Here is a 15,227-nt window from a genome sequence, read left to right on the forward strand (position 1 = left end):
TCGCATTAATTTAAATAAGTTTTTTTAATAAAATAGGTTTTTTGTTTATGGATTCTTGAAAGTTTAAAGCTAACATAGGTTGTAGATGGACTGCTAGTCCATACCATGCTTTGGTACTGGTTAACAATGCATGGGTTTATGGAATAGGTGAAAATTTCTTTTCTAATCGGATTATCATCTTTATTTATCCAAGTTAAGCCTTCCTCGTACATGGAGGGTAAGAGAAGCTTTATTAAATAATACATCAACATATTTTAATAGTTTATAGTTGCTGAAATTTTTCTTTCTTCAATAATAAGGTAGAAAAGAAAGCCTATAACCTAAAAAGTGATGAATGGCTGATAAAAAATGATGAATTGTAAGGGTATTGGAAAAAGACGGTCTAGATTTGGGAGAGGGATATTAAAAAAGGCTATGCATTGCTGTTGCATAGCCTTTATATAAGAAAAGAAAATAGCTGTTACATTTTCAACCCTATTTCACGAAGTCGTTCATCTAAATATTGTCCTGCTGTATAGTCTTCGTAAGCTTTTGGATAAGCTTCAGATATACAAGTTTCTAAACTGGTCAAATTCATGCTCGCTTTTGGATGAAGAAAGAATGGCACAGAGTAGCGCGAGTTTTTCATCAGCTCAAGGGGTGGGTTTACCACACGATGCGTAGTTGATTTTAATTTATTGTTGGTTAATCGCTGAAGCATATCGCCAACATTCACTACAATATCTTCACCTTTGGCTTTAATAGCGAACCATTCGCCATCTTTGGTTAATACTTCTAGTCCATCGGCACTTGCTCCAATTAATAACGTGATTAAGTTAATGTCTTCATGTGCTCCTGCACGGACAGCATCTGGGGAAATGGATGCTGGATTTTCGATAGGGAAATAATGGATTGCCCTTAAGATGGAATTTCCATTAATCACATACGGTTCAAAATAATCTACTGGTAATTCTAAATAAGTCGCTATAGCTTTCAGTAGGTTACGTCCTGCATCTTCTAGTTTTTTATAGATCTCAGCAGTAACTTCATTAAATCGTGGAAGCTCTTTTACCAATGGGTTGTCAGGGAAATCTGTTTTGCTATATTCCTCTCCAACAATGGTTTGTCCACGTTGCCAGAATTCTTTTAAATCTGGGGTTGTGGAATCTTTTGCTTTCTCTTTGCCTTTTGCGGTGTATCCTCGTTGACCTGCTAATTCAGGAAATTCATACGTTCTTTTAATTTCTTCGGGTTGATCGAAAAATGATTTGACCACCTCATAAAGTTCATCAATCAGCGCTGGGGAAAGACCATGGTTTGCAATCGTTACAAATCCGGTTTCATGGAAAGCTTTTCCAATATCTTGTACAAATTGTTGACGTTGTTCCTCATCGCCAGCTGTATAATGTAATAAATCTAGTCTTGGTATATTTACTAATGCCATATCCATTCTGTTTTATGCAAAGTTAATGGAATATTAACACAGGGAGGAATAAACTGTTTATAACCTGCAAATAATTAGTGCTAATCGTTTGTGAATCAGATTTTAAAAGTTATCCACATTTTAAATTATTAAATAAAATTATTTAGCTATTTTAGCTTATAATTCAATAAGGACACTAATTTATTAAAAAATCACATATTTGTTTGAATTATCAAATCAATCTATTAAATTTGTTATGCTTGCATAATAAATAGCTAAAGTAACCGAAATATGAGCCAAGAAAATACCATAGACTATTTTTTAAAAACTGCATGGCAAACTGTTGCCAACAAATATAACTTTATAGCTTCCCAACATGGGTTTACGCAAGCTGCAGGGTATATCTTGATAAATATCCATAGGGATGGGACGCCAGTTTCCCAAATTGCCAATTCAACAGGAGTAAAAACTACTTCCCTATCTAGGGTGTTAAATAACCTGGAAAGTTTAGGTTTTGTATATCGAGAAACGAGTGCCACAGATAAGCGTTCGGTGAAAGTGTATTTAACCGAATTGGGTCGGGAAAAGCGAAAAATTGCAAAGGATGTCGTACGTGAGTTTAATGAATATTTAAGTTCTTCGCTCACGGAGAAGGAAAGGGCCTCCTTACTGAAGATATTAATAAAGGTAAATGAACTGGCTAGTCAATATATGCCAGTGGTGCCTGAAGAAACAGCATAATGAAATCGTGAAAACATGGAAGATATGAATCGAAATATTAAGAAAGTTGCAGTATTAGGATCTGGAGTTATGGGTTCTCGCATTGCTTGCCACTTTGCTAATATAGGTGTAGAGGTTTTGCTTTTGGATATAGCTCCAAAAGAATTATTACCTGGCGAAGAAGCGAAAGGGTTTACATTAACGAATCCAGTTGTTCGAAATAGAATAGTAAACCAATCACTAGAAACAGCTATCAAATCAAATCCTGCTCCTTTATATAGTAAGTCGTTTGCCAAACGTATCAGTACGGGGAATTTTGACGACGATATGGAAAAAATTGCTCAGGTAGATTGGATCATTGAGGTGGTGGTGGAGCGTTTAGATATTAAGCAGTCGGTATTCGAGCGAGTGGAACAATTTCGCAAAGCAGGAACACTGATTACCTCAAATACATCTGGAATACCAATTCATTTAATGACCGAAGGACGTTCTGAAGATTTTAAAGCCCATTTTTGTGGGACACACTTTTTCAATCCTCCGCGGTATCTCCAATTATTAGAAATTATTCCAACAGCTCATACCAAAGCGCAGGTGTTGACATTTTTAATGGATTATGCAGATAAAATGCTAGGCAAGACGGTGGTATTGTGTAAAGATACCCCTGCTTTTATTGGAAATCGTGTTGGCGTATATTCCATGTTGGCATTAACACATTTAGTAGAAAAACTCAATCTTTCTGTAGAGGAAGTAGATAAATACACGGGTCCTGCTATGGGACACCCTAAATCGGCCACCTTCCGTACAGCGGATGTAGTCGGCTTAGATACCTTAGTAAATGTGGCGAAAGGATTGGAGCAAAATGCACCGAGCGATGAGGCAAAGGGGGTATTTCAACTGCCCAGTTTTATCAGTAAAATGATAGAAAATAAATGGCTAGGGGAAAAGACGAAAAAAGGATTTTATCAAAAGGTGAAGGATGATCAGGGAGGATCCGAAATATTATCGCTGAATTTAAAGACACTTGAATTTGGTCCTCAAGGAAAGGTTAAGTCTAGTACCTTGGAGGCAACCAAACTGGTGGAAGATATCCGTAAAAGGATGAAAGTCTATGAACAAGGAACCGATCAGGCTGGCGTATTATTTCGAGCAATGCATTATCCTTTGTTTGAATATGTTTCAAACCGTGTTCCTGAGATTACAGATGAGTTTTTCCGTATTGATGATGCCATGCGTGCTGGATTTGGTTGGGAAATAGGGCCGTTTGAAGTATGGGATGCCTTGGGTGTTCGGGAGACCCTAACAAAAATAAAAGCAGAAGAGAAAAGGTTACCAGGACAGACGGGTGAGGTGGCCTCCTGGGTACATGAAATGCTAGCCGCGGGTTGTGAACGTTTTTATAAAGTAGAAAATGGGGTTCGCCATTTTTATGACCTAGCAAGCAAAAGCTACAAAGCAATTCCTGGAAGTGAAGGATTGATTGTGCTGGATCATATTCGCGATGAAAAAACTATTTGGAAGAACGCTGGGGTGTCCATCATCGATTTAGGGGATGGGATTATAAATTGTGAATTCCATACTAAAATGAATACCATTGGAGCGGATGTTATTCAAGGAATCAACAAAGCGATTGATCTAGCAGAAAAAGAATATAAGGGGCTAGTGATTTCTAACGATGGTAAAAACTTTTCTGCAGGGGCAAATATTGGGATGATCTTTATGATGGCTGTAGAACAAGATTACGAAGAGTTAAATCTGGCTGTTCGTTTATTCCAAAATACAGCTATGCGAATTCGATATTCGGCTATACCTGTTGTTGTTGCGCCATTCCAACTGACTTTAGGCGGAGGCTGTGAATTTTCTATGCATGCGGATTTCGTTCAGTTACATGCGGAAACTTATATGGGCTTGGTGGAATTTGGTGTTGGTGTAATTCCAGGTGGCGGCGGTTCGAAAGAATTTGCACTCCGTGCATCTGATGATTATAAAGCGGATCAGATTGATCAAAATTTCTTGAAAGAACGGTTCTTAACCATAGGTCAGGCAAAAGTATCTACTTCTGCAGTAGAGGCATTTGAGTTAGGTTATTTGCAGACTGGTAAGTATGCCATAAGCATGAATAGGGCTCGCCTTCTTGCAGATGCGAAGACAAAAGCCTTAGCATTGGCAAATGCAGGGTATGTGCAGCCTGTTCCTCGCAAGGATATTCGCGTACTTGGAAACCAAGGCTTAGGAATTGTGTATGTGGGTGCATCTTCGATGGAAGCAGGGCATTATATCTCGGCACACGATCGAAAGATTTCAGAGAAATTAGGATGGGTGATGTCTGGCGGTGACCTTTCAGCTCCTACCGAGGTTTCGGAACAATATTTATTGGATCTTGAACGTAAAGCCTTCTTAGAGTTATGTGCCGAACGTAAAACATTGGAACGAATTCAACATATGTTGACCAAGGGTAAACCTTTGAGGAATTAGTAATTAGATAAATGACTATAGACATAAGATTTGAGAGTTTCGTTTCTAACTCGGATTTAATATTATGCATAATTTAAGGGAGATAAAAGTTTGGAGAAAGCAGATAGAATTATCTACAGTTGTATATCAAGCTGTTTCCAACTTTCCCTATGAAGAAAAGTATGGATTATCCTCACAAATTAAGCGATCGGTAGTATCCATTGCTTCTAATATTGCAAATGGCTCTTCATACGAACTTCTTACCCAAATTTTGATAGCTAAAAATCTGAATTTGGTTGATTCGATTCAGACAGCATATCTTATAGCTCAAATTGAGGAAGTTCAAAAAATGATCTATGGATTTACAAAAAAGTTAAAAAAGGATTGATATACAGGTATAAGTATTTCATACCTATAATAAAAAGGTAGCAGCTATGTAGACTCTAATGTCTCCTAACTCCTATCTCAAATCTATAATAAAAAAGTAGCAGGTATGCAGGCTCGATAGTCTCATATCTTAACTCTCAAATCTATAAAAAGATGGAAGCATACATTGTAGCAGGATATCGTACAGCAGTAGGAAAAGCACCGCGGGGTGGTTTTCGGTTTATGCGTGCAGATGATTTAGCATCTTTGGTCATCAAACATTTGGTGGCATCGGTGCCTAATCTGAATAAAGAAGAAATAGACGATGTAATCGTGGGAAATGCGATGCCAGAAGCGGAACAAGGCTTAAATGTAGGTCGATTAATTTCCTTAATGGGATTAGGTACAGATAAAGTACCTGGTGTAACGGTGAATAGGTATTGTGCCTCTGGCCTGGATACCATAGCCACAGCAGTCGCTAAAATAAAAGCAGGAATGGCGGATGTGATCATTGCGGGGGGCGTGGAAGTGATGTCGGGTATGCCATTTGGAGGATGGAAGATTGTTCCTAACCCAGTCGTGGCAAAGGAAAATCCAGATTGGTATTGGGGAATGGGATTAACCGCGGAAGCAGTGGCTCAAGAATTTAAGGTGTCTCGTGAAGATCAAGATGCATTTGCTTTGAAATCCAACCAAAAGGCTGTTGCAGCATTGCAAAACGGTCATCTAAAAGATGGTATTGTTCCAATTACAGTAAAGGAAAATTATGTGAAGGATGGTAAATTAGCGAGCCGAGAATATGTGGTTGATACCGATGAGGGGCCTAGAGCAGATACCTCGCTTGAAGCATTAGCTAATTTAAGACCTGTTTTTGATGCTAAAGGAAGTGTGACGGCCGGAAATTCATCGCAAACTTCCGATGGTGCCGCATTTGTATTAGTTGTTTCAGAGAGAAAGATGAAAGAACTGAACCTTACGCCTATTGCTAAGTTGAGAAGTTATGCGGTGGCTGGAGTTCCACCAAGAATTATGGGAATTGGTCCAATAGCCGCGATACCTAAAGCCCTAGAGATGGCTGGATTAAGCAAGGAGGATATCGATTTATATGAATTGAATGAAGCATTTGCTTCGCAATCCTTAGCTGTAATACGAGAATTAGGGCTTGATGAAGAAAAAGTGAATGTGAATGGTGGAGCCATTGCCTTAGGTCATCCACTCGGATGTACAGGTGCAAAACTGACCGTTCAAGTGTTAAATGAATTAAAACGTCGTGGGAAAAAATACGGCATGGTGACGATGTGTGTAGGTACAGGTCAAGGAGCGGCAGGAATATTTGAATTATTATAAATGGCTTCTAGCAGCAAGTGCTAGGTAACGAACGAAATACAATTGAATTTTAAAGAAAACAGTTTAGGGTTCTGAACTGAAAAAATTATACCATCATGAGTGAAGATTTAAAGACTAAAGCTATAAAAGGAGGAGAGTTTGTCATTCGCGAAACAGCCTACTCCGATGTGTTTATTCCAGAAGAATTTGATGAAGAAGCTAAAATGATCCGTCAGACCTGTATTGATTTTTTAGATACAGAGGTGTTGAATAAATTGGATCGTATAGATGCGCAAGAAGAAGGATTGATGCAGACGCTAATGGATAAGTCGGGTGAACTGGGTATGTTGGGTGTTTCCATTCCGGAGCAATACGGAGGATTTGGTAAAAACTTTAATACGTCTATGCTTGTAGCAGATGCCGTAGGAGGAGGATTTTCCTTTGCGGTAGCCTTATCGGCACATACTGGAATTGGTACTTTGCCAATATTATATTATGGAAATGATGCCCAGAAAGAAAAATATATTCCAAAGTTGGCAACCGGCGAGTGGAAGGCGGCCTATTGTTTAACAGAGCCTAATTCGGGATCTGACGCTAATTCTGGTCGTACTTCTGCAAAATTGAGCGCTGATGGAAAACATTACCTGCTGAACGGTCAAAAGATGTGGATTACCAATGGAGGATTTGCAGATGTTTTTATTGTTTTTGCAAAGATTGAAGAGGATAAGAATTTAACTGCATTTATTGTGGAGAAGGATTTTGGTGGAATAAGTATGAATCCTGAAGAGCATAAACTCGGGATAAAGGGTTCTTCGACACGTCAGATATTTTTCAACGATTGTCTCGTTCCTGTCGAAAATATGTTGTCTGAGCGTGAAAATGGATTTAAAATAGCGGTTAATATTTTAAATATTGGTCGGATAAAATTAGGTGCAGCAACAATTGGCTCCGCAAGGTCTGTCACTTCGACAGCAATTAATTATGCCAATGAGCGTGTGCAATTTAATCTACCAATTTCGAAATTTGGAGCAATCCGATATAAGTTGGCCGAAATGGCCACAAGGTTATTTGCTACGGAATCTGCGGCGTATAGAGCAGGTCAGAATATCGATGATGCGTATGAATCATTGATTGCTGGGGGGATGGAAGAAGCGAAAGCAAAATTAAAATCTGTAGAATTGTTTGCCATCGAATGTGCGATTATCAAAGTATGGTGTTCTGAAATGTTAGATTATGTGGTAGATGAAGGAGTGCAAATCTATGGAGGTATGGGTTATTCTGCAGAAGCCCCTATGGAAAGAGCCTATCGCGATTCACGTATCAATCGTATTTTTGAAGGGACCAATGAAGTTAATCGACTATTAGTCGTGGATATGTTATTAAAACGTGCGATGAAAGGTGAATTGGATTTGATGGGGCCAGCCCAGGCTGTGGTATCTGAATTAATGGCTATTCCGGATTTCGGTGAAGAGGATGACCGCGCATTTGCTGCAGAAAAGAAAATTGTGGCAAATTTGAAAAAGGCAGGATTGATGATAGCTGGAGCTGCAGTGCAAAAATTAATGATGTCGTTGGCTAAGGAACAAGAAATCCTGATGAATATTGCTGATATTATTGGTTACGTGTATGTGGCTGAATCGGTTTTATTGAGAGCGGAAAAGTTACAACAAACGCAACCAGGTGCTCATGCTGATTATGCTACTGATATGGCTAAGGTATATTTATATGGCGCTATTGATAAAGTAAATGTCGCAGGCAAGGAAGCGTTGTATTCATTCGCTGAGGGTGATGAACTGAATATGATGTTGGTAGGCTTACGTAGATTTACCAAGGCGCAGCCTTTTAATGTGAAGGATGCTCGTCAGCGTATTGCTAAAAAGCTGATTGAAGAAAATAAATACTGTTTTTAAGTATCATGTTGATTATGAAAAATGTGCCTCGCAATGCGAGGCATTTTTTTTTATCTTTAGCAGATGCTACATAGGTATTTACCTCTTTTATTTTGTAAATTGAGAATTTGTATATAAAACGAGTACTTGGATGAAAAGCTACGATGCCATTATCATTGGTTCAGGCCCAAATGGATTAGCCGCTGCGATTACCCTCCAACAGCAAGGTTTAAGTACATTGATCATAGAGGGGGCTAACTCCGTAGGAGGAGGGATGCGAACGGAAGAGCTTACTTTGCCAGGCTATCAACATGATGTATGCTCAGCTATTCATCCCTTGTTTTTTATATCCTCTTTTTTTAAAAAACTTTCACTTGAAAAATTTGGCTTAACTTTTACGAATGCTCCCTTTGAGCTGGCACATCCAATGGAAGATGGACCAGCTGCAATATTGCATCGAAATATTGCCGACATGGAGGCAGAATTAGGAATCGATGGGCCTCGCTACCTGGATCTAATCAATCCCTATTTATTAAATTGGAAAACCTTATCCAATGATATTTTAGGGCCATTAAGAATACCTAAGAATCCTTGGTTAATGGCTAAGTTTGGAATTAAAGCGCTTCAGTCTGCCGAAAAGTTGAGTCATGTATTCAAGACGGAAAAAGCTAAAGCCTTATGGGCTGGTTTGGTAGCACATGGGGTTCAACCCTTTGATCAACTCAGTAGTGCAGCCGCTGGCTTGATATTGGCTACTGCAGGCCATGATCAGGGTTGGCCAATACCTATAGGTGGATCAAAAGCTATTGCCCAGGCCTTAGCAGGATACTACCAGTCAATTAATGGAGAGATCCAACTGAATTATTGGGTAGAAGATATTCGTGCACTTCCAGCGCATAAGGTCTTAGTGTTGGACCTGATTCCTCAACAAATGTTGGAGCTAAAAGGACTGAAATGGTCGGCTTCTTATCAAAAAGAATTAAGCAAGTTCAAACAAAGTATGGGGATATTTAAAGTGGATTGGGCATTATCATCACCTGCAGCATTTAAGGATGAGCGTTGTCGACAAGCAGCAACAGTTCATATAGGTAGGGGATATCGGGCGATTGCCAATTATGAGAACGCTACAAATCAAGGTAATATAGGCGATGAACCTTTTGTACTTTATTCGCAACCTAGTCAATTTGATGCCAGTAGATCCCCAGCAGGAAAACATATTGGATGGGCTTATTGTCATGTTCCTTTGGGTTCGACTGTTGATTTTACAAGTAGAATAGAAAATCAAATGGAACGATTTGCACCAGGTTTTAAAGATTCCATTTTAGGAAAGTCGACCATGAATACGCTGCAACTCCAAGCCTATAACCCCAACTACCGAGCAGGAGATATCAGTGGAGGATCAATGCATCTTTCGCAGTTGTTCACTCGGCCAAGCAAAAGGATTGTACCTTATCGAACTTCAAATCCCAATATTTATATTGGATCTTCTTCTACTCCGCCAGGAGGGGGAGTACATGGTTTGTGTGGGTACTTCGCCGCAAAAGTGGCTTTAAAAGATCATTTTAACATCTATTTAAAAGATTAACATGTCGAAAATCATTATTGCCGGAGGTTCTGGGAATTTAGGGAAATTATTAAGTAACTACTTTGTAAATCAAGGGCATGATGTGTACATCTTAAGTCGAGCGATCCAAGAAACTTCACAAGCGGGATTGCAGTATGTTCCTTGGGATGGGGAGCAGCTTGGCGATTGGACAAAAGCACTAGAAGATGCCGATGTATTAATCAACTTAAGTGGTGTATCTATTAATCGACGATTTAGCTCTGCGAACCGAAAATTATTAAGAGATTCTAGAATTGGCCCCACCTTGCTGTTAGGAAAAGCGATCAATGGATTGATTAATCCTCCTAAATTATGGATAAATGCTTCTGGTGTTTCTTTGTTTCAACGACTAGTTGAAATCAATGATGAACAGAGTACTGCAACAGGACAGGGGTTTTTAGCAGCACTTGTGCAAGAATGGGAGGCTGCATTTAACGCTATCGACTTGGTACAGACAAGAAAAATTATCTTACGAATAAGTCCCGTATTGTCTTTAAATTTCGGCATGCTTATACCCTTGATTCCATTAGCGAAATGGGGTTTAGGGGGGCATGTAGGCAATGGAAAGCAGTTGGTTTCCTGGATTCATGAAGAAGATTTTGTAGCGATGGTCGCTTGGATAATGGAAAATGGAACTGAAAATAACCTTTTCCATGCCTGTAGTCCAAACCCAATAAGCAATGCTGAATTTATGGCTCAACTCAGAAATGAAGTGGGAAGAAAATTGGGGCTTCCAGTTCCAAAATTATTAGCTGAAATGGGAGCTTTCTTTCAAGGTGTTGATGCTGGATTATTATTGGATAGTGTCCCTGTAACAACAAAATTAACTATCGAAAATGGCTTTAAATTTAAATTTCCCTATATTGACCAAGCCATTGGGGAAATAATTAATAGATCAAAGTAAATCAATGAAATCAAGTAAACCATTCGAAATTTCAGAAGACTGGGTAGTCGTTATTTTAGGTTTTTTAATCATCTTGTTAGCTATAGGTGGTTTGGTTCTTCCAAAACCTAGTTTTAGTTGGTCAGATTCGTCGGAGTTATTTTCGAAAGTTTTTGCCGGATCAAATTTGCTCATCCTAGTAAAACAGTTTGTTCTGGTCTATGCAGTTGCTATTTTAGGAGCCTTGCTTCTTAAAAAACCATTAAAATTTTTATTGATTGTTTTTCCCATTATCTATCTGCTTGCAGTTGTAGCAATGTTATTTGCAGGGAATAGTTGGGTTAAGGAATATAATTTAGAGGCCGTCATTTTTAGTCTTGGATTGGGTCTGCTAATTAGTAATTTTTTTACATTACCAGATTGGTTTAAGCAAACTTTAAGTACGGAACTGTATGTCAAGGTCGGATTGGTATTATTAGGAAGTTCGGTCATATTCGGTGATATATTAAAAGCGGGATCTTTAGGGTTAATCCAGGCCCTTTTGGTGGTGGTATCGGTATGGTATTTTTCGTACTGGGTCTGTAGAAAACTAAAAATAGATAAAGAGATGTCCTTGATGCTCTCTAGTGCCGTATCCATATGCGGGGTATCTGCAGCTATAGCTACCTCTGGCGCCATAAAAGGTGACACCAAAAAGTTATCTTACGTCATTTCATTGGTTTTAATCACCGCAATACCCATGATGATTTTTATGCCATATTTGGCAGAATGGTTAAACTTGTCACAAGCAGTAACAGGAGCGTGGTTAGGGGGAAGTATCGATACTACAGGAGCCGTTGTGGCTTCTGGGTCTTTAGTTGGGGAGGAAGCTTTGAAAATAAGTACCATTGTGAAGTTTTCGCAAAATGTACTTTTAGGTATTGCTGCTTTTTTTATTAGTATTTACTGGACGTATTCGAAATCTGTGGATGATGAAATAAAAAAAGACAAGCCTAGTTTGAAACTTATTTGGGAAAGGTTTCCAAAATTTGTCGTTGGATTTGTGCTGGTTTCTTTGTTGTTTTCATTTGTTATTCCTGAACAAACGAATCTTGCTATTAAAGATAGTCTCAAAAATATTCAAGGACTTTGGTTTGTATTAGCGTTTGTTTCAATAGGTTTGGAAACTAATTTTAAAGACTTATTTGCTCAGAATAATAAGAAGCCATTGTATGCGTTCTTAATTGCACAAACTTTTAACATTATCGTTACCTTGATAATCGCGATGGCGCTGTTTAATAATTAATGTTAAGCATACCTATTTTTAGGTATTATTGATCAGATTTTTTGATCAAGGCTTCGAATATCTGCTGAGCGATATCGTTTTTGGCAATAAGTCGACTAGCGAAAGTTAATGTATTGTGCTGATAGCTATCCCTATAGGGTTTTGTTATGACTAAATATATTTAACAATTAATGAAAGATATTACATAGTTTGATTATATTTATATCGTCTGCTGGTCTTGTACTAACTGATTTAACCAATTTTTAAAGATAATCGAATCTTTTATGTTTTATTTTCAAATTCATTGTAAACCGCAAAAGGATAATGTATATTATTCGGATGTAGAAGGAGCATATGTGACTGTACTCATTGATTTTAAAGATGAAGATGGGGCACATCAGCTGGCTACCTATTATGTTTCAAAGGAAAATTGGGAAATTATCGCGATTACAGATTCTTTTGAAGTGGAAGAAAATGCTTTGAATGCCTCTAAGGAGCATAAAGAAGTGTATGAGCATATGAAATTAAATGGTATGGGATTAAAGTATCATTTATATTATGCGGATGAGCCCTAATAGTTTTAGTGCATTGTACTCAATACATCAACTCCATTTCTTCAAAACTACATGAAATTAGATCATTTTCTTTTTCGTAAAATATCAGAGTCATTTCAAGAATTTAGTCGATATTCTCAACGTTCTTTAGGGAATTCGGATACCTTGCATCGAAAGAAAGATTTTGATCTCAATTATAATCTTAGAATTTTTCATGCTTTTGATACTTACTTTTATTCTTTGGCAGATATAAGTACCTTGCGTATAATTGATGCAGGTGGTCCAATCGAACAATTTACGGGCTATTCCAAAGAGGAGGTCATTAAAAAAGGCTATCGCTTGATGTTAGAAATACATCATCTTAGGGATACGATACGGGCTACCCGGGGAGGGACTAAATATTTTAAATACTTGTACGATCAACCTGCAGAAAAAAGGCCATACATCAAGGTTAATAGAACTTTAGAAATGAAATGCAAAGATGGAAGGACTTTATTTGTCTTGGCCCAAAGTATTCCAGTATTGTTTAATGAAAATATGGAACCTATTTATATGTTAAATATTTACTCCGATATCAGTGATATGCAGTTTAATCGACAATACACACATTATATTATCGATTCGAGTGAAATCAACCATCCTAAAAAGATTTCTTTATTTGACAAGCAGGATTATTCAGATTGTTCCAATTTAACAATCTCTAAAGGTGAATTGCGGGTTTTAGAACTAATTGCTGAAGGTTTGGATAGTAAACTAATCGCGGATAAATTGTTTATAAGTGAACACACTGTAAGGACACATCGAAAAAATATACTTAAGAAATTGTCTTGTAATAATATGACCGAAGTGGTAAAAAAAGCCTTAGTTGAAGGATGGTTATAATTTTTTACGGATTTCATTGGTTGAAATTTATGGAATACGGGTACGAAATACATCTTTATAAGGAAGAGTAATATATATGGACGAAAAGGATTTACTTCATTATTATAAGCAGACGGGGAACTTAGATACTTTGGGTAAATTGTATGCGCCATATATGTCTTTAATGTATGGGGTATGCTACAAATATTTGCAAAATACAGAGGAGAGCCAAGATGCGGTGATGCAGATTTTTGATGAGTTAATCAGCAAATTACGCATACATGAAGTCGAAAACTTTAAAAGTTGGCTTTATATTTATACGCGAAATTATTGTTTGATGGCCTTGCGGAAGAAAAAGAATGTGCGGAATGTAGCCATTGAAGATCATTTAGTGGAATTGGAATATCAGCCTCAGGAAGATCAAGAACACAATTGGAAAGAACAAGATTTTGAGAAACTCGCTACTTGTATGTCTGCTTTAAGTGAAGAACAAGGGCATTGTGTTCGCATGTTTTATTTGGAACAGAAATGTTATAAAGATATTGCAGAGCTTACTGGTTTTGAATTGGCAAAAGTGAAAAGCTATATTCAAAATGGCAGACGTAATCTTAAAATTTGCATGGAGAAAAAGTAATGGAAAATAATTATCAATTATCGAGGATTCATAATTATGTCATGGGTTTAATGACCAAGGAGGAAATGTATGACATGGAACGTGAAGCGTTAAACGATCCATTTTTACAAGATGCTATTGATGGTTACCGCATGCAAAATGGTGTCGATACGAATAAATTAAGCTTGCTTCAACAGCGTTTGGCAACGAAGCTTCAGCATAAAGAACAGGAAAAGAAACAGCGATTTTACAGTTGGCAACGTCTTACTGTGGCTATGGCAGCGGCGGTATTGTTCTTAGTTGCCTGCTCGCTCATCTTATTTAACTATTTTAATTTGCGCACGACGGATAAGAATACAGAAGTGATATTGATGGAGGAACATTTGCGGATACGAACAGAAGTTAAATCCAGTACGCTTGCAAACCCTATGGGTGGATGGGAACAATTTAATGAAGAGTTGAATTCGGAATTACGGGATGTAAGACAAACAGGAATAGTCGATTTGTCTTTTCGTATAGAGAATACGGTGGCTAAGGATATTCAGATTTTACAGAGCTCCGATAAAAAATTGGGTGAAATAGTTTCTCAGTTTGTAGCACAAAAAGTAAGATGGCAAGGAGAGTCACTTCATATTAGCATCGAAGTAGGGAAGTAACATCGAAGATAAAGGAATAAAAAAAGCAGCTTTTGGCTGCTTTTTTCAGTATATATTTTGAATAATTATTCTTCCCAACGGATTTTTTCTGCAATAGGAGAACGAACAGGTTCACGATCTTCGGAGCTATGATGACCTAAATAAAATAAGCCAATACATTTTTGATTTTCTGCTAAACCTAAGAAAGACCCTAAATGATTGATTAAACCTGGGGTTGCCCAATATGCTCCAATTTTCAATGAATAAGCGGCTAACCACATGTTTTGAACTGCACAAGCTGTAGCTGCCAATTCTTCCCATTCAGGTAGTTCTCCTGTATAGTTGACAATAATTGCCATGGCTGCTTTAGACATGGTTGCTTTTTTGACCATGTTCTGTTCATTAAGTTCCGTATATTTTTCGGCAGGCGTCACTTCTTTATAAATCCTTCCTAATTCGTTTCCTAAACGAACAAGGCCATCATTTCTAAAGATTACAAATCGCCAAGGTTGAGTTCTCTTGTGCGTAGGAGCAGCATTTGCGGCTTCTAAAATAGTCAGTAGATTTTCCTTACTTATTTCTTGCTCATTGTAGTTGGCTTGAAAAATGGATCTACGGTATGTTATGGCATTTAATACTTCGTTCTGAGACATATGATTT

The 15,227-nt window shown here is 37.8% G+C and carries 14 protein-coding genes; 12 read left to right on the forward strand and 2 right to left on the reverse strand.

Annotated elements, in window-relative coordinates; translation table 11 throughout:
- Nucleotides 1–460: 460 nt before the first annotated feature.
- Nucleotides 461–1,423 (reverse strand): isopenicillin N synthase family dioxygenase, encoded by a 963-nt coding sequence (locus tag ACFRAE_RS07495; protein WP_422796517.1) that lies wholly within the window; start codon nt 1,421–1,423, stop codon nt 461–463.
- 270 nt (nt 1,424–1,693) lie between these two features.
- Here ACFRAE_RS07495 and ACFRAE_RS07500 point away from each other — a divergent pair, with 270 nt between their 5' ends.
- The 12 genes from ACFRAE_RS07500 to ACFRAE_RS07555 all read left to right on the forward strand — a co-directional run bounded on the left by ACFRAE_RS07500 (nt 1,694) and on the right by ACFRAE_RS07555 (nt 14,588).
- Nucleotides 1,694–2,143 carry a MarR family winged helix-turn-helix transcriptional regulator gene (locus ACFRAE_RS07500; RefSeq protein ID WP_422796518.1) on the forward strand — a complete coding sequence of 150 codons (450 nt, stop codon included), beginning with the start codon at nt 1,694–1,696 and terminating at the stop codon, nt 2,141–2,143.
- Nucleotides 2,144–2,167: 24 nt separating this feature from the next.
- A complete protein-coding gene (locus ACFRAE_RS07505) occupies nt 2,168–4,594 on the forward strand; it encodes a 3-hydroxyacyl-CoA dehydrogenase NAD-binding domain-containing protein (RefSeq protein ID WP_422796519.1) in 2,427 nt (808 codons plus the stop codon).
- 64 nt (nt 4,595–4,658) lie between these two features.
- A complete protein-coding gene (locus ACFRAE_RS07510; protein ID WP_422796520.1) occupies nt 4,659–4,961 on the forward strand; it encodes a four helix bundle protein in 303 nt (100 codons plus the stop codon).
- A gap of 152 nt (nt 4,962–5,113) precedes the next feature.
- Nucleotides 5,114–6,286 (forward strand): acetyl-CoA C-acyltransferase, encoded by a 1,173-nt coding sequence (locus ACFRAE_RS07515; protein WP_422796521.1) that lies wholly within the window; start codon nt 5,114–5,116, stop codon nt 6,284–6,286.
- A 95-nt stretch (nt 6,287–6,381) separates the two neighbouring features.
- Nucleotides 6,382–8,175: an acyl-CoA dehydrogenase family protein gene (locus ACFRAE_RS07520; protein WP_422796522.1), complete on the forward strand. Its 1,794-nt coding sequence runs from the start codon at nt 6,382–6,384 to the stop codon at nt 8,173–8,175.
- Between the two features lie 130 nt (nt 8,176–8,305).
- Nucleotides 8,306–9,739, forward strand: a complete 1,434-nt coding sequence (locus ACFRAE_RS07525; protein WP_422796523.1) for a phytoene desaturase family protein — start codon at nt 8,306–8,308, stop codon at nt 9,737–9,739.
- 1 nt (nt 9,740) lies between these two features.
- The gene (locus ACFRAE_RS07530; protein WP_422796524.1) at nt 9,741–10,661 is read left to right on the forward strand and encodes a TIGR01777 family oxidoreductase; all 921 of its coding nucleotides are present in this window, start codon (nt 9,741–9,743) and stop codon (nt 10,659–10,661) included.
- Between the two features lie 4 nt (nt 10,662–10,665).
- Nucleotides 10,666–11,925 (forward strand): YeiH family protein, encoded by a 1,260-nt coding sequence (locus ACFRAE_RS07535; RefSeq protein WP_422796525.1) that lies wholly within the window; start codon nt 10,666–10,668, stop codon nt 11,923–11,925.
- Between the two features lie 263 nt (nt 11,926–12,188).
- Nucleotides 12,189–12,479, forward strand: a complete 291-nt coding sequence (locus ACFRAE_RS07540; protein WP_422796526.1) for a hypothetical protein — start codon at nt 12,189–12,191, stop codon at nt 12,477–12,479.
- Between the two features lie 51 nt (nt 12,480–12,530).
- Nucleotides 12,531–13,340, forward strand: a complete 810-nt coding sequence (locus ACFRAE_RS07545; protein ID WP_422796527.1) for a LuxR C-terminal-related transcriptional regulator — start codon at nt 12,531–12,533, stop codon at nt 13,338–13,340.
- Between the two features lie 76 nt (nt 13,341–13,416).
- Nucleotides 13,417–13,953 carry an RNA polymerase sigma factor gene (locus tag ACFRAE_RS07550; protein ID WP_422796528.1) on the forward strand — a complete coding sequence of 179 codons (537 nt, stop codon included), beginning with the start codon at nt 13,417–13,419 and terminating at the stop codon, nt 13,951–13,953.
- The gene (locus ACFRAE_RS07555; protein ID WP_422796529.1) at nt 13,953–14,588 is read left to right on the forward strand and encodes a hypothetical protein; all 636 of its coding nucleotides are present in this window, start codon (nt 13,953–13,955) and stop codon (nt 14,586–14,588) included. The genes ACFRAE_RS07550 and ACFRAE_RS07555 overlap by 1 nt, the downstream gene beginning before the upstream one ends.
- A gap of 65 nt (nt 14,589–14,653) precedes the next feature.
- Here the strand turns inward: ACFRAE_RS07555 and ACFRAE_RS07560 are convergent, their stop codons facing one another.
- A complete protein-coding gene (locus tag ACFRAE_RS07560; protein ID WP_422796530.1) occupies nt 14,654–15,220 on the reverse strand; it encodes a nitroreductase family protein in 567 nt (188 codons plus the stop codon).
- Nucleotides 15,221–15,227: the final 7 nt, after the last annotated feature.

The sequence above is a fragment of the Sphingobacterium sp. HJSM2_6 genome (assembly GCF_049316305.1).
Lineage (GTDB): Bacteria > Bacteroidota > Bacteroidia > Sphingobacteriales > Sphingobacteriaceae > Sphingobacterium.